Here is a 17,160-nt window from a genome sequence, read left to right on the forward strand (position 1 = left end):
TTGGCGTATATTTAGGGCTCATATTAACTGATACCTATAAAAACACATACAATACGGCTTTGCCTGTTGTGCCCCGTTATCTATGAATTCAACACCTCTTACTACGTCCGATACTTCTGAAAATCAGCTGCAAAGATTTAAAAAGATCATAGAAAGTGCCGGTATGGGTACGTGGGAGCATAACCTGCAAACACGCGAGTTAATATACAATGAGCATTGGGTCAATATAGTAGGCTACAGCATTGCGGATCTTCAACCTATTACTGTGGACACGTGGCGATCATTGATCCACCCTGAAGACCTGCCCAGAGCTGTTAAAAAAATGTACGATCATTTAGAGGGCAAAGTAGATTTTTATGAGATAGAGGTAAGATTGAAACATAAAAATGGTAGTTGGGTGTGGGTTTTAGACAAAGGCAGTATTTCAACTTTTACCGCTGATGGAAAACCCGAATGGGTAATGGGCGTGATTCAGGATATAACTGAACGGAAAAATAGCGAACTGCTTTTAACGCAGTATAAAGATCTGCTACAAAGCACAAAGGAGGTTGCGCAGATTGGCACATGGGAAATGGACCTGCTGGCTGAAAAACTGGAGTGGAGCGCCATTACCAAAAACATTTATGGAGTTAGCCAGAACTATATTCCTGCTTATAATGACGCCATAAACTTTTATGCAGAAGGCGAAGGCCGGCAAAGAATACAAAGCAAAATGAACGCGCTTATAAAAAATGGGGCAGCGTTTGATGAGGAGTTACTTGTGCAAACCCCTAAAAATGATCTTAAATGGGTTAGGGCCATAGCTACCCCGGTATTTAAAAAAGGCATTTGTATTCGTATTTACGGCCTGCTGCAAGACATTAACGAGAAAAACATCGCTTTAAAAAAACTGGCGCTACAGGAAGAGCAATTCAGGCAGACATTTGATTTTGCGCCCAACGGCATAGCTTTAGTAAACCCGGACGGTAAATGGTTGCGTATAAACAGGAGCTTTTGCCATTTTCTTGGTTATTCTGAACAGGAACTTTTAACCACAGACTTTCAGCACATTACCCACCCTGATGATTTAGAAGCCGACCTGGCTTTAGTGAAGTTGGTATTGAAAGGGGAACGGGCAGGATATACTATTGAGAAAAGGTATTTGCATAAGAATGGCAGCGTTGTTTATGCCCTGCTTGCTGTTTCGCTGGTAAGGAATCTTGACAATGAGCCGATGTATTTTATATCTCAGGTTAATGATATCACCCCAATAAAAACACTGGAGTTTGCGCTTAAAGAATCGCTGGATAAAATGAAAAGCATCCGGGATGCTTCAACACGTGTTGGCATTATAGAGACTGATGTGAATGGCCTTATCCGTGTATTTAATGTCGGGGCCGAAAACTTGTTAGGCTATAAAGCAACAGAGGTGCTGAATACAGAAACGCCGCTGCTAATCTATTCAAAAACGGAGCTTGCCGAGCGGGAAGGCCATTTAGCGCAATTGTATGGCCGGCCAATTGTAGGCTTTGAAACCATTACCGTTAATTTGCAAACCAACACTTTTGAAACGCAGGAGTGGACCTTTTTACGCAAAAACGAGTCGGAATTTAACGTTCAATGCACTATAACTCCAGTTAAAAACAGCGACGGTGTGGTTATGGGCTATCTGTTCATCTTTTTCGATATTACCTTGCTGAAAGATGCTGAGCGTGAGATCAAGTCGTTATTGCATGTAACCCACGAACAAAACAATCGCTTGCTCAACTTTGCGCACATCGTATCACATAACCTTCGCTCGCACTCGGGCAATATTGGCATGGTGCTTGAACTCATGAAAGAGGAAATGCCTGCCAGTACCCAAAATGAATTTTACCCCCTGCTTCAAAAAGCATCAGCCAACCTAACTGACACCATTTTGCACCTGAATGAGATTGTGCTGATGACTACCGGCGTTAATAAAAATATGGTGCCATTAAATCTTTTTGAGTATGTAGAAAAGGCCGGGATGGCTATACAAGCTATCGTATCAGAAAACGAAGCCACAATACAAAACGAGATTGGTAAAGATCTGTTTGTACAGGCTATACCTGCGTATTTAGAAAGCATATTTCTTAACCTGTTAACTAATGCGCTTAAGTACAAATCACCGTTCAGAAAACCGGTAATTAATATCAGCGCCCAAACAGATGGCCGGTACATAAGCATTATTGTTAAGGACAATGGCAGTGGCATAGACCTGAAATTACACGGCAACAAACTGTTTGGCATGTATAAAACTTTTCATGGCAATCGCGACGCCAGAGGCATAGGACTATTCATTACAAAAAATCAGGTAGAAGCCATGGGAGGAAGCATCGAAGCAGAGAGCGAGATCAATATCGGAACTGTCTTTACAATCCACTTGCAAAAGCAAATTTAACCGGGCAACTAGCCTCGTGTTATCAATGCAAAAAATAAAGTTGTTGGGTGTACAATGTACGCTTACCGTTTTTATGATCTAAAATATGTTTTTATCCCCATGTTATCGATTGCAAAGGCACTTTTTAGACCAAACACATAATTATTTTTGGCCTTTTTTAAAAAATATTTCGATGTTTCTTTAGCGGAAAAGTGCCCTTACAGCGTCAAAAAAACGTTTTAGTAAAATTAAATATCGCAACTGATGATTTATTGACATTAAGTTTGTCACATATTAACAAAATACATGTTACTTTTGCCTTCCATACAGTTATGAAAACCACCTCATCTCAGCTTAAAATATTGGCCATTGACATAGGAGGCTCCCATGTTAAAGCCACCGTTTTGGACAAAAACGGCGATATGCTGAGTGATTACATAAAAAGCGACACACCGTTACCGGCTAATCCTGACAATATTATTAACGCCATTAAAGAGTTGACGAAGGATCTATCCTTTGACAAAATATCAGTTGGCTTTCCGGGCTATGTGCGTAACAACATAGTTGGCACAGCGCCAAATCTTGACGACAAAGCCTGGCGCGGGTACAACCTTGGTGAACGGCTGGAAAAAGAGCTTGGCAAACCAGCCCAGGTAGTTAACGATGCCGATATGCAGGGCCTTGGCGTAGCATCCGGCAAGGGGCTTGAACTGGTTGTAACATTAGGTACAGGTTTTGGCACCGCATTGGTGCTTGATGGCCTACTTTTGCCACATCTGGAAATAGCGCATCATCCCATAACAAAAACAAAAGATTACGATGCCTACATGGGCGATAAGGAGCTGGAGAAAATAGGCAAGAAAAAATGGAACCTACGTATGGAGCGCGTGTTCCGGACCTTAAAGACAGTGTTCAATTATGATCATTTATACATAGGCGGCGGTAATTCGCGTTTGCTTACTATAAAGCTGGATGATAACATGACCATTGTATCTAACAAAGACGGCATAAAAGGCGGTGCGCGCCTTTGGACCGCTGATACTAAACCTAAACCATCAAAAAAGTAAATCACCTGACAATAACAATAACAAAAAAGAAATGAGTTCAAATCAAAACATTGAAAAATTAGCCATAGATACCGTTAGGATATTATCGGCTGATGCTGTTCAGAAAGCCAATTCGGGCCACCCTGGTACTGCTATGGCGCTTGCCCCCGTAGGCCACGTATTATGGAAAGAGTTTATCAACTTTAACCCTAAAAACCCTGATTGGGCCAATCGCGACAGGTTCATCCTTTCAGCAGGTCACGCTTGTATTTTACAGTACAGCTTTTTGCATTTGTTAGGTTATGATCTTTCTTTAGATGATATAAAAAACTTCCGTCAGCTGCATAGCAAAACTGCGGGCCACCCAGAATATGGTTTGGCTCCGGGTGTTGACGTTACTACCGGGCCATTGGGCCAGGGTTTTGCTAATGGTGTTGGTTTTGCTATCGGCCAAAAACACTTAGCTGCCCGTTACAACAAACCAGGTTTTAACCTTTTTGATTACCACGTTTATGCTATCTGCTCAGACGGTGATTTAATGGAAGGTGTTACTGCAGAGGCTGCTTCATTAGCTGGTCACCTGGAGTTGGGTAACATTATTTATGTTTATGATGATAACAAGATCTCAATAGAAGGCAGCACAGACATTACTTTTAACGAAGATGTTGACGCGCGTTTCCGTTCATACGGCTGGCACGTACAGTCTATTGAAGATGCGAATGATATCCACGCCTTACAACTGGCTTTAACCAACGCTAAAGCAGAAACACAAAAACCATCGTTGATCCGCGTTCGTTCGTTGATCGCTTATGGTAGCCCTAATAAATCAGGCACTGCAGGTTCTCACGGATCTCCGCTGGGTGCTGACGAGATTAAATTGGTTAAGGAATTTTTTGGTTTTGATACTGAAAAATCTTTCAACGTACCTGCTGAAGTTACTGAATACTATAGTGCAATAGGCGCAAGAGGTATTAAAACTGAAGACAACTGGAACAAGTTATTTGCTGATTACGCAGCTAAATTCCCTGAATTGGCCGCCGAGTACACAGCAGCAGCTAAAGACGAATTACCCGCAGGCTGGTTAGATAAATTACCGGTATTTGCTGCCGGTACTAAATTAGCTACCCGCCAGGCATCAGGTAAAGTGTTGAACGCTATTGCGGGCAGCTTTCCTAACCTGATAGGTGGTGCAGCGGATTTAGCTCCATCAACAGAAACTACTTTAAAAGAATCTGATTCGTTTACATCAGAAAACCGTGCGGGCCGCAACTTCCACTTCGGGATCCGCGAGCATGCTATGGGTTCTGCATTGAATGGTTTGGCATTGACAAAAGGCATCAAGCCTTTTGGCGCTACCTTCCTGATGTTCTCTGAGTACATGCGCCCGCCTATCCGTTTGGCAGCCATTATGAAGATAAGCCCGATATTTGTTTATACACACGATAGTATAGGTTTAGGCGAAGACGGTACAACCCACCAGCCAATTGAGCAATTAGCTTCTTTGCGCTCAATCCCTAACGTAACTATCATTCGCCCGGCTGACGCTAACGAAACTGCACACGCATGGCGCGTTGCTGTTGAGAAAAAAGGTGGTCCAACTGTATTGATCTTCACCCGCCAGGCATTACCTGTTTTAGATCAGGATAAATATGCTAAGGCTGATAATCTGGAGAAAGGTGCATATGTGCTTTCTGATGCTGAAAACGCTCAGTTAATATTGATCGCTACAGGCTCTGAAGTTGCTTTGGCAATGGATACACAAGCTAAGCTGGCAGAAGAAGGTATCGCTTCACGCGTGGTTAGTATGCCATCATGGGAGTTGTTTGAAAAACAAGATGCTGCTTACAAAGAAAGCGTATTCCCTAAAACATTGAAAAAACGTTTAGCTATTGAAATGGCTTCGCCAATGGGCTGGCACAAATATGTTACCGACGAAGGTGACATATTAGCCATGGAAACATTTGGTGAATCAGCTCCGGCAGATGAGCTTTACAAATACTTCGGCTTTACTGTTGATAACGCGGTTAAAAAAGCAAAAGCTCTTTTGTAGATATGAGTATTGAGATATGAGACGTGAGATTTTTTGTCTCATATCTCATATCTAACATCTCAAATCTTAAAAAAAATGAATTGGAATAGCGACATACTAAAGACTCTATCCTGGAACGCCACCATCAGCAATCGCGAAAGCAAGCAGAGGGTAGCCGACCAGATTGCCGCCAAGGTAAAAGATGGGGATATTATTGGTGTGGGCTCAGGCTCAACCTCTTACCTTGCTTTGTTGGCCATTGGCGAGAAGATAAAAGCCGAAAAGCTGAATGTTCTGGCAATCCCAACTTCGGTTGAAATTGCTTTAACCTGCAGCAATCTGGGTATACCTACCACCAGTTTATATGAACATAAGCCTGATTGGTATTTTGATGGTGCAGACGAGGTTGACCCTAACAAGCACCTGATTAAAGGGCGCGGCGGTGCCATGTTTAAAGAAAAGCTGATAATGACCGCCAGCGCACGCAACTATATCATTGTTGACGACAGTAAACTGGTTGATAAACTGGGTTCAAAATTTCCTGTTCCGGTGGAGGTTTTTCCATCGGCATTAATGGTGGCTGAGGCCGGACTTAAAAGGTTAGGCGCTACCGAAATTGTATTGCGCCCGGCTACAGGTAAAGACGGGCCAATTATATCAGAGAACGGCAATTTGATTCTCGACGTAAAGTTTGAGCATATTGACGTTGACATGGAGTTTAAAATTAAATGTATTGCCGGTGTTATTGAAAGCGGACTTTTTCAGAACCAGCCCGCTGAGATATTAGTGGCATAACAATTTAAAGTCATCTTTTAAAATGGATTTAAAAGAGGCTGTTAACGGTACGCTTATTGAGGATTTTAGAACCAATTGATTAAATAAACACATAGTAAATAATGGAAAATAACGTAAAAAAAATACACAGCTTCGGTCAGAGCATCTGGCTGGACTTTATTGACCGTGGCTTTATTGGCGACGGAAGGCTAAAAGCACTTATTGATGATGACGGCGTTAGAGGCGTAACCTCAAACCCTGCCATTTTTGAAAAAGCCATCAGCAGCAGCGATATGTATGATGGTGATATTGCAGAATTATCTGATGGAACTAAAACTACTGAAGAAATCTTCTTTGGTTTAGCTATAAAAGATATTCAAACTGCCTGTGATCTGTTTAAAGAGCTATACGTAGAAAGCAATAAAGTTGATGGTTATGTGTCTTTAGAGGTATCTCCGTTTTTAGCATTAAAAGGCCAAGAGACTTTTGAACAGGCTAAACTGCTTTGGAAACAAGTTGACCGCGAAAACGTGATGATCAAGATCCCTGGTACACAACCAGGTTTAGATGCTATCCGCAAATCAATCGCGCAAGGTATCAACATCAACGTTACTTTATTATTTGGCTTGCCACGTTACGAAGAAGTTGCTTTGGCTTACATTGCAGGTTTAGAAGATCATTTGGCTGCCGGTCATGAAATTGCGCACATTGCATCAGTAGCAAGTTTCTTCCTGAGCCGTATTGACGTATTGGTTGACCCATTATTAGACGAAAAAGGCTTAGGCGAATACAAAGGCGAAGTTGCTATCGCATCAGCAAAAAAAGCATACGAGATTTACAAACGCGTATTCAGCGGCGAGCGTTGGGAAAAATTAGCAGCCAAAGGCGCGCAGCCGCAACGTTTGCTTTGGGCAAGTACCAGCAGCAAAAACCCTGCATTTAAAGACACTAAATATGTTGAGGCCCTGATCGGTCCGGATACCGTTGATACCGTTCCTTTGGAAACCATCGAAGCTTTCCGTGATCACGGTGTAGCTGCTGATACATTAGAAGAAGGTTTAGATAAAGCAACCGAAATATTAGACAAGTTAGCAGCTGCCGGTATTGATATCCATGCGTTAACCCAGCAATTAGAAGACGAAGGTGTAGAGAAATTCAATGCTCCGTTTGATAAATTGTTAAAAGCAATAGAGGCTCAAAAAAGCAAAGTTTAATTAGCGCCGCTAATGACAAAAAATAACCTTAAGATCCTCCTTTTTGATATCGGGGGCATACTGCTCAGCAATGGCTGGGGGCATAACTCGCGTAAGCTGGCTTCAGAAAAATTCGGGTTGGATTACACCGAGATAAACGAACTACATAATTTTATATTTAACGTATATGAAATTGGCAGTATAACGCTTGATGAATACCTGGACAGGGTAATATTTACCCAACCCCGCGATTTTACGAAAGAGGATTTTAAGGCTTTTATTTATGAACAGTCTGTTGAGTTGCCAACCCTGGCATGGCTCAAAGAATGGAAGCGCGATTGCGGTTTCCGTGTTATCTCGGTTAATAACGAGGGCAAGGAGCTGAATGACTATCGCGTAAAGAAATTTAAACTACACGAGTTTTTTGACGCATTTGTATCTTCGTGCGAAGTTAAAATGCGTAAACCCGATCCGGGTATATGGCAGCTGGCCCTGGGCATTGCACAGGCGTCACCAGATCAGTGTGTATATTTTGACGACCGGATAATGTTTGTTGAAGCCGCATCGCGGTTGGGCATTCGCTCTTTTCAGCATACAGATCTGGAATCGACAAAAGCTATACTGCAACAATTAAAAGACGAAAACCACAACAAGTAAAAGATGAGCACACCAGAAAAATTTGATTTCGGTATGATCGGTTTAGGGGTAATGGGTCGCAACCTGCTGCTGAACATGGGAGATCATGGCGTAAAGGGAGCCGGCTTTGATAAAGACGCATCCAAAGGCGAATTATTAGAGCAGGAGAGCACCAACGGTAACCTTAAAGGTTTTAGCGACATAAAGCAATTTGTAGCCAGCCTTAACAGTCCGCGCGCCATTATGATGCTGGTACCTGCCGGAAAAATTGTTGATGATGTTATAGAAGAACTATTGCCACTGGTTGAAAAGGGCGACCTTATTATTGATGGCGGCAACACCTATTATACCGATACCAACCGCCGTGTTGAGTATCTGGAAAGTAAAGGCATCCATTTCTTCGGTATGGGTGTATCTGGTGGCGAAGAGGGCGCGCGCCGTGGCCCCAGTATGATGCCCGGTGGCGACAAAGATGCTTATGCTGTAATGAAACCAATATTGGAATCAATAGCAGCCAAAGTTGATGGCGAGCCTTGCGTTACTTATTGCGGAACGGGCTCTGCCGGCCATTTTGTTAAAATGGTGCATAATGGTATCGAATACGGTGTTATGCAGCAGTTGGCAGAAACTTATGAAATACTGAAAAAAGGTTTGGGCCTTGATAATGAAGCCATAGGTAAGATCTTTAACGAGTGGAACGAAGGCAGGCTAAAATCGTTCCTGGTAGAGGTTACCCGCGATGTATTCAGATATAAAGAGCCCGGTGCCGATCATTTATTATTAGATGATATAAAAGACGAGGCCCGCGCCAAAGGCACCGGTAAATGGACATCGCAAGTGGCTATGGACCTACAGGCGCCTATCCCTACTGTTGACTCATCAGTAGCCATGCGCGATCTTTCAAAATATAAAGAACTACGTGTAGAGGCAGAAGGTATTTATGGTGGTGTTCAAGCTCCGCTTAACGTTGATAAAGAGGCCTTTTTAGCTGCCTTAGAGAACGCGTTCTACTTTAACATGATCATTAGCTATGCGCAAGGCATACACATGTTAACCCGCGCATCTGCCGAGTTTAATTATGGTTTAAACCTGGCCGAGATTGCAAAAATCTGGAGAGGTGGGTGTATAATCCGCTCACTGTTCCTGCAAAATATTTACGAGGCATTTACTGCTAACCCCGGGTTAGAGCACTTGTTATTAGACAACGGGGTTGCCAAAGAGGTTATGGGCGCTGTTGGTGGGGCGCGTACTGTTGTATCGGCCGTTACTGCTGCCGGCATTGCCGCTCCGTGTTATGCTGCATCATTAAGTTATTTTGATGCCTTCCGCAGTGGCCGTATGCCATCAAACCTGATACAGGCGCAACGCGACTATTTTGGCGCGCATACTTATGAGTTGATAGGTAAAGAAGGAAAATTCCACACCCAATGGGTGCCAAAAAATTAATCTGATACCGAATAGACTTAACGCACAACATCATGTCATCAAAAACAACATCAGATCCTACCATATTTATCATTTTCGGCGGTACGGGCGACTTGAACGCCCGTAAACTGGCTCCGGCACTTTACAATTTATTTTTAGATGGCTGGATGCCTAAAAAGTTCTCCATCATCGGTACGGGTCGTACCAAAATGAGCGATGAAGATTTCAGGGCTAAATTATTAGAAGATATTAACCAGTTTTCGCGCAGCGGTAAAGCCGTAAAAGAAAAATGGGACGAGTTTATAGGTAATGTTTATTACCAGGTATCAGACGCGAAGGATGCTGAGACTTATAAAGAGTTTGGCAAACGCATTGATGCCCATAACGCCGAGTGGAAAACCAAAGCCAATGTAATTTACTACCTGGCTGTAGCACCAGAGTTTTTCCCCATTATTACCACCAATATCGCGAAGGCTAAACTGGCCGAGGATAAAAAACGTGTACGTATAGTAATTGAAAAGCCTTTCGGTCATGATCTGGAGTCGGCACAGGAATTGAACAAATTGATCTCAAGCCTTTATGATGATTGTCAGATCTACCTGATAGACCACTATCTGGGCAAGGAGACCGTGCAGAACATAATGGCGTTCCGTTTTGCCAATTCTATATTAGAGCCCATCTGGAACCGTAATTTTATTGAGCACGTTCAGATCTCGGTTACCGAGCAATTAGGTGTTCAGGATCGCGGCCCATACTACGAAGGATCCGGCGCACTGCGCGATATGATACAAAACCACTTGTTACAGTTGCTTTGTTTCATAGCGATGGAAGCACCTAATAGCTTTAATGCAGAAGAATTGCGTAACCGCAAGGTTGATGTGTTAAAAGCTATGCGGCCGTTCTCTCCGGATGATGTGCGTATGTCCGCTGTTAGAGGCCAGTATGGTCCTGGCTGGATCCAGGGCGAAGAAGTTCCCGGCTATCGCCAGGAAAACAAGGTTGACCCCAACTCTAATACAGAAACCTTTGCAGCTATAAAGTTCTTTGTTGATAACTGGCGCTGGCACGGTGTACCGTTTTATGTGCGTACCGGCAAGCGTATGCATCAATCAGCATCAACTATCACTATTCAGTTTAAAGATGTGCCGCATTTGGTATTCCCTACAGAGGCTACTGAAAGCTGGCAGCAAAACAGGCTGATCATAAGCATACAGCCGGAAATGAGCATCCGCCTGCAGGTGCAGGCTAAGCGCCCGGGTATTGATATGATACTAAACACTGTAGATATGGTGTTTGATTATAAAGGCACTTATACAAGCGATGCACCCGAAGCATACGAAACGTTGCTGTTAGACACCATGGCGGGCGACCAGACGCTGTTTATGCGCGGCGACCAGGTAGAAGCAGCCTGGGAGTTGATAATGCCAATATTGAAGACCTGGGAGGCTAAAAAGAGCCTTAATTTCCCTAACTACTCGTCAGACTCATGGGGACCTGAGATTGCAGAGGCATTAATTGCCCGCGATGGTTTCCATTGGTTTACGCTGCCTTTAAATGGTGGTAGTAAGGCGAAGCATTAATACTAATTGATTGTCATTCTGAGCGATAGCGAAGAATCTTGTAAGCGCGATAAGTTTGGCGTATAGGATTCTTCGCTATCGCTCAGAATGACAATTTTATTTTACACAACATGAAACTCAACATCTTCAAAACAGCTGATGAAGTGCTTTACGCATTGGCTGAATATTTTGTACAGGTAGCCAACGAATCTATTGCGGCGGCTGGCCGTTTTTCTGTGGCTTTATCAGGCGGCAGCTCACCAAAAAAGCTTTATGAGCTTTTAGCTTCAACCAGCTTTGCTGATAGGGTAGACTGGACCAAAACCTACTTCTTTTTCGGCGATGAGCGCAACGTTCCGCGGGATGATGCAGAAAGCAATTACCTAATGGCAAAAAAAGCGCTGTTTGCCCCGCTTTTTATTGAAGCTGACAATATTTTCGCGGTTGATACATCCCTCACGCCCAACGAAGCAGCACAAAAATATGCCGAGCAAATAGCAGAGTTTTTTGCTGACGATGAGATGAGCTTTGATCTGGTACTGCTGGGTCTTGGCGATGATACGCACACAGCTTCGCTCTTTCCGCACACAGCGGTTTTGGCCGATGTTACGCCGTCTGTTAAGGCCAACTATTTGCCGCAAAAGGATATTTACCGCATCACCTTTAACGCTCCACTGATCAACGAAGCTAAAAACATTGCCTTCTTAGTATACGGCGAAAGCAAAGCCCCGGCGGTACATAACGCGCTGGAAGCGGAAGAAGACATTGAAAACTACCCTGCGCAACTGATTGATTCGATAATTGGTGAGGTGGAATGGTTTTTAGATGAAGCGGCGGCGGCGGATTTGGAGGAAGAATATTAATAAATTTGTCCCGCACGGAGATAAGTTTACATAAATCTGAAAATCAAGAAATTAAACCCCTTTTACAGCTAAATTTCCTGACGAATAAGTAGTCTCACGTTGTCCCACCGAGAAACTGCAAACTACTAACATACAGCTGTTTATTGAAAAAAGTGTCCCCTTTGTCTCAACTTGTCCCGCACACTCGTGGGACAAACATCCGGGTTTAAGCCAAAAATAAAGTCCCCTTACACTCGCTGCTTGGGGACTTCAACCTAAACCTTATCACAATGTGGGTTTTGGACCCACATAAGCATAAACGTAAGTTCTTACGTTTTGGTTGTGTGCTATTACATTTTTTTATTCATCTTGATAATTATATGACATTATGCGGCTTGTTGTCATATTTTAACATCAACGTTATTCTTATTTGGATTTGTTTTAAATAAGATTTACTTTTGAGGACTATTAATTCGAATTATGAAGCTATCGCAACTTGAAGTAGGACAAACAGGTATAGTAAAAGAGTTTACTGATATGGAAATGTCTGTAAAGTTAATGGAGATGGGCTGCCTGCCTGGCGAAGAGATAAGGGTTGATCGTATTGCTCCGCTTGGCGATCCTATCGCTATCCGGGTATCCGGGTACCAGCTTAGCTTACGCAAGTTTGAAGCATCAACAATTATATTACATAAGAACTAATTGAAAGCCGATATACGCGTTGCACTTGTTGGAAATCCAAACACAGGTAAATCCACCCTTTTTAACGTATTAACCGGCCTTAATCAAAAGATCGGTAACTTTCCCGGCGTCACTGTCGATAAAAAGGTTGGTTATACTCAATTGCCTGACGGCCGTACAGCCGAAATTGTAGACCTTCCGGGCACCTACAGCCTCTACCCCAAAAGCCAGGACGAATCGATTGTATTTTCTGTTTTAGCTGATCGTTCAAGCACACTGGTGCCTGATCTGGTTGTGGTTATATTGGATGCTACCAATCTTAAAAGAAACCTGCTGTTGTACACCCAGGTGGCAGACCTAAAGATTCCCGTTATCATTGCTCTCAACATGATGGATATGGCCAATAAGGCCGGCATCACTATTGATATTAACGCGTTAGCCGCTCAATTGGGTGTACCTGTTATCCCTATTTCAGCGCGTAAGTTAGAAGGGGTCGATCTGTTAAAGCAGGCAATATCATTTGCCAATAAGGTAGCTCTACAGCAAAACAGTATTGATGTTAGAAACATTGCCCCCGCTATAGTTGACAGTATAAGCAGCGAGCTGAACATTGATAACCCTTATTTTGCCTTGCAACTGGCGCATCAGCATGAGCATCTTAAATTTCTATCACCGGAGCAGTCAAACAGGATAGAGCAACTGGAGCTTGAGCATGGCTTTCACTCACAAAAAGCACAGGGAGCAGAAACCCTGGCCCGTTATGCTTATATTAATGAGCTGTTGTATGATACCGTTAAAACACCAGCCACCGCTCATGATGAAACCTTTAGCAACAAGATAGACAGGGTACTTACCCATAAGATCTTTGGTTTCATTATATTTTTCGCCATACTGCTGTTCATGTTTCAAGCTATCTTCTCATGGGCATCGTACCCGATGGACCTGATTGAAAGCTTTTTTATGTGGGCCCAGGACAGCTTGAACAATACACTACCCGCCGGACCGCTTACCAGCCTGCTTGTTGATGGCGTTGTAGCCGGCTTAAGCGGCGTATTAGTATTCATCCCTCAAATTGCCATCCTCTTTGCTTTTATATCAATCCTTGAAGACACAGGCTACATGTCTCGCGTCACCTTTATGATGGATAAACTGATGCGCAAGGTGGGATTAAATGGAAAATCTGTAGTACCATTGATTGGTGGTTTTGCCTGTGCTGTGCCATCTATTATGAGCACCAGGACCATTGAGAACTGGAAGGACCGGATGATAACTATTATGGTTACTCCGCTGGTAGCCTGTTCGGCCCGTTTGCCCGTATACACTTTGTTGATAGCGCTTGTTGTGCCCGATGAGAAGATTTGGGGCGTTTTTAGCCTGCAGGGGCTAGCGTTAACCGCTATGTATGTATTTAGTCTCCTGTCAGCAATAATAGTGGCATGGGTGTTTAAATTTATACTCAAATCGCGCGAGCGTGGTTACTTTATTATGGAGCTGCCGGTATACCGCATGCCGCGTTGGAACAATGTGGCTTTTTCGATGTACGACAGGTCAAAATCTTTCGTATTTGAGGCTGGCAAAGTAATAATAGCCGTTTCAATAATTCTGTGGGTATTGGCCTCCTACGGTCCAGGCGACCGCTTTGAAAAGATAGAGCAAAAATACGCCCGTACAGAGTACCAATTTAATTTTAGCCCTGAAGAGCTGAACACAATGGTAGCTACGGAAAAATTAGAAAATTCATACGCAGGTGCGCTTGGTCATTTTATTGAACCCGCTATTCGTCCACTGGGATATGATTGGAAAATAGGCATAGCACTGATCACTTCGTTTGCCGCGCGCGAGGTTTTTGTGGGCACAATGGCCACCATATACAGTGTTAGTGATGGTGATGGAAACACCGCGTCGGTGCTGCAAAAAATGCGCGATGCCAAAAACCCTAAAACACACAAGCCCGTGTTTACTTTGGCTGTTGCTTTCTCTTTAATGATGTTTTACGCCTTTGCCATGCAGTGCGCAAGTACAGTAGCAATAGTGTATCGCGAAACCAAAAGTTGGCGTTGGCCAGCCATTCAATTCGCTTATATGACTGTGCTGGCTTATGCAGTGAGCTTTATCACCTACCATTTGCTTAAATAGTTTTTTTAAAGCAGGCCCTGTTTCTCCAAAGCTTGTCGGCGCTCTTTTTCCTGTCGTTTTATTTCGCGTTTCTCTTGCCGGATCTGCTTGTTGGTTTTACCGGTACTGTCAATATGATTAAGGCGAAACTCTTCCTCCCGCTTTAGCCGGTCCTTAAGGTTTTCTGCAATTGTATCCTTTTTCCCTCCGCCAAATATTCGCTGTAGTATATTGGGCTTCTTTTCTGGCTCAGGAGCAGGTAAATCTATTATCGGGTTATCATCTTCAGGCGATGCATTCAGTATTTGTTCAGCCTCGGCAGAGTCAACCGGCGCTACTTCACTTCGCAGGCCTTCGCGCAGCCTTACATCGTAAAAGCCATAGGCGCCAGTAGTATCCCTGGCTACAAAGCCTTGGTATGACATTAGCTTACCTAACGAATTGAAATAGAATATTCTGCTTGGCCGCAATGAACCATCAGGCAGAAACGAATATAAACCCTTGCGTGGGCTGGGTACAATGCTGGCCAGGTAAATACTTTCACCCAGATTTAGCTCGGAGGGCGCTTTGCCAAAATAATACCGCGCGGCTTCCCTTATACCATAAATATTATTCCCCCACTCAATTATGTTGAAATAGATCTCCAGCATGCGGTTCTTGCTCATGATATTATTGTTCTCTATCATCCAAACAATTAATATCTCCTCCATTTTGCGGGCAAGTGTTTTTTCCATGCTTAAAAAGGAGTTTTTAACCAATTGCATTGACATCGTACTGCCACCTCTTTTAAATGCTTTCTCTTTAATATCGGTAGCTATTGATTTGCGGATAGCCTCTTCTACAAAACCGTGATGCTTATAAAAAGTGGGGTCCTCGGCTGTCATCACTGCGTTGCGTAGGTAAGGCGATATCTCTGCCAAGGGCGTGTACTCGGGGTTCTCGGGGCCTACCATCATCGTGCGCACCGCTTTCCCTTTTACGTAAGGTGTGTATAAAAATGGCCTGTTTAACTTGCCCAGGTCTGTTCTGCCATAGCGCAGGATCTTAAAATCGGCATCTTTGTCTAATCTCGATTCAAACACTACGGCATCCGGTTTTTCTTTATCTAAGCTAAAAGTAAGGCTGTAGTTAAGCTTTCCGGCCACCTTTATCCCTTCAAAAGATTCAAAAGTACCTACGGGGAAAGAATCAAAAATGTCTTGAGCGTTCTGCCAGCCGGTATTCAATTTCAGATCGTAAAGTTTTTTGGGCGAAAGGGTGTATTTAAGATAAGGGTGGGCGGTTAATTTTTTGATGTGAATAACCGACGAACTATCCAGCGATATAAAGTTGGTGCCAACAAAAATATCGGCGTCCAGTGCGCCGTTCTGCACCAAAATATCTCTCGATGACAAACCTGCGTGATGTATAAGCAGATTATTTACCCCCCAGTAACTTAGTATCCGGGTTTCGCCTTCACTGTGGTCCACATCGTTCAACTTAAAATTTACGCTTTCAAAGCTAATGCGGGCCTTGTATCTCTGCTCAATAAAAGGAATTTCTACTTTTCCCTTATCGGCATATAGTTTTACGTCTATTTCCTTATCCGATGGATGCATGGTTCCCGAAAAATGCCATATAGCTTTTCCGTCGTTCACTTTTATGGTCGAGGTAAGATCGCCGTCATCAATACGTGCTTCCTGTGTAAGCAACTTAAGGCTGGTACTATCTTTCGTATATGACACCATGAAGTTCTTCATATCCAGGTTGTCCGGAATTTTATAAAGCACTTCATTTACCAAATTATCGGCCAGTAAGGACAGGTCTGATTTACGCTTGTTTGTAGTATTGTCCCGTTTCTTTTTAAAAAGAAAATCGAAGTTTTTTACTCCGTTTTTATCGACAAGATGCACATACCCATCTTGCAGATTAACGCCGGTAAGTTTTATTTTACCAAAAATAAGCGGAAATATTTTTACGCTTACCTCAAAATTATCCATGCGCAGCAGGCTGTCGCGCTGTTCAGGGACTATTGTAATTACATCGCAACTTACTGTGGCTAATCCGGTAAAACGGGCATTGGTAACAGTAAGATCAAGCTGGTGGTCTCGCTTCAACTTCGCCTTGGCCTTAATTAATGCGCTTTGTAGCATTGCCTCGCGTTTGCTAAAAACAACAATTCCTGCAATTAATAAAATAACCAGTAACGAAGCAGCAGCTATAGCGGCAATACGGACATATTTGGGATTGAGGCGATGCATCCAATAAATTTCTTCAAAACTAAACTAAATCTCTTCCGTTACAAACGTAAGCCTAATCAAAATGTTTCCCTTGGCAAGGGCCTAATAACACACCCAACGTTTTCTACAATTAAATTTCTATTAACGGGCCTGGCGCTGACTTATACGTCATAACCTGCGCAATTTTTTTTATCAGGATACTGTTTTTATATATTTGGCCCATCTACTGACCTTATTATAACAAATGGACCAAGCTACCGC

At 43.2% G+C, this 17,160-nt stretch carries 12 protein-coding genes; 11 read left to right on the forward strand and 1 reads right to left on the reverse strand.

Annotation, left to right across the window (positions count from 1 at the left end):
• The first annotated feature begins 82 nt into the window (after positions 1-82).
• From ACVW2L_RS17055 to feoB, 11 genes are all read left to right on the forward strand, one after another.
• Positions 83-2,401 carry a PAS domain S-box protein gene (locus ACVW2L_RS17055; protein ID WP_457129158.1) on the forward strand — a complete coding sequence of 773 codons (2,319 nt, stop codon included), beginning with the start codon at positions 83-85 and terminating at the stop codon, positions 2,399-2,401.
• Positions 2,402-2,712: 311 nt separating this feature from the next.
• On the forward strand, positions 2,713-3,447 hold the full coding sequence (locus ACVW2L_RS17060) for an ROK family protein (RefSeq protein WP_457129159.1): 735 nt from the start codon (positions 2,713-2,715) through the stop codon (positions 3,445-3,447).
• A 31-nt stretch (positions 3,448-3,478) separates the two neighbouring features.
• The gene (gene tkt, locus ACVW2L_RS17065; protein ID WP_457129160.1) at positions 3,479-5,476 is read left to right on the forward strand and encodes a transketolase; all 1,998 of its coding nucleotides are present in this window, start codon (positions 3,479-3,481) and stop codon (positions 5,474-5,476) included.
• A 75-nt stretch (positions 5,477-5,551) separates the two neighbouring features.
• Positions 5,552-6,250 carry a ribose 5-phosphate isomerase A gene (gene rpiA / locus ACVW2L_RS17070; protein ID WP_457129161.1) on the forward strand — a complete coding sequence of 233 codons (699 nt, stop codon included), beginning with the start codon at positions 5,552-5,554 and terminating at the stop codon, positions 6,248-6,250.
• A 101-nt stretch (positions 6,251-6,351) separates the two neighbouring features.
• A complete protein-coding gene (gene tal, locus ACVW2L_RS17075) occupies positions 6,352-7,443 on the forward strand; it encodes a transaldolase (RefSeq protein WP_457129162.1) in 1,092 nt (363 codons plus the stop codon).
• Between the two features lie 12 nt (positions 7,444-7,455).
• Positions 7,456-8,079, forward strand: a complete 624-nt coding sequence (locus ACVW2L_RS17080) for an HAD family hydrolase (RefSeq protein WP_457129163.1) — start codon at positions 7,456-7,458, stop codon at positions 8,077-8,079.
• 3 nt (positions 8,080-8,082) lie between these two features.
• Positions 8,083-9,504: an NADP-dependent phosphogluconate dehydrogenase gene (gndA, locus tag ACVW2L_RS17085; RefSeq protein WP_457129164.1), complete on the forward strand. Its 1,422-nt coding sequence runs from the start codon at positions 8,083-8,085 to the stop codon at positions 9,502-9,504.
• A gap of 32 nt (positions 9,505-9,536) precedes the next feature.
• Complete coding sequence (gene zwf / locus ACVW2L_RS17090) at positions 9,537-11,063, forward strand: glucose-6-phosphate dehydrogenase (protein WP_457129165.1); 1,527 nt, start codon at positions 9,537-9,539, stop codon at positions 11,061-11,063.
• 110 nt (positions 11,064-11,173) lie between these two features.
• The gene (pgl, locus tag ACVW2L_RS17095) at positions 11,174-11,905 is read left to right on the forward strand and encodes a 6-phosphogluconolactonase (RefSeq protein ID WP_457129166.1); all 732 of its coding nucleotides are present in this window, start codon (positions 11,174-11,176) and stop codon (positions 11,903-11,905) included.
• Positions 11,906-12,364: 459 nt separating this feature from the next.
• Positions 12,365-12,586, forward strand: coding sequence for a FeoA family protein (locus tag ACVW2L_RS17100; protein ID WP_457129167.1), 222 nt, complete (start codon positions 12,365-12,367; stop codon positions 12,584-12,586).
• Positions 12,587-14,701, forward strand: a complete 2,115-nt coding sequence (gene feoB / locus ACVW2L_RS17105; RefSeq protein WP_457129168.1) for a ferrous iron transport protein B — start codon at positions 12,587-12,589, stop codon at positions 14,699-14,701.
• A gap of 5 nt (positions 14,702-14,706) precedes the next feature.
• Here feoB and ACVW2L_RS17110 read toward each other — a convergent pair whose 3' ends face one another.
• Positions 14,707-16,920 carry a transglycosylase domain-containing protein gene (locus ACVW2L_RS17110; protein ID WP_457129169.1) on the reverse strand — a complete coding sequence of 738 codons (2,214 nt, stop codon included), beginning with the start codon at positions 16,918-16,920 and terminating at the stop codon, positions 14,707-14,709.
• Positions 16,921-17,160 lie beyond the last annotated feature (240 nt).

It is taken from the genome of Mucilaginibacter sp. HD30, from assembly GCF_054061755.1.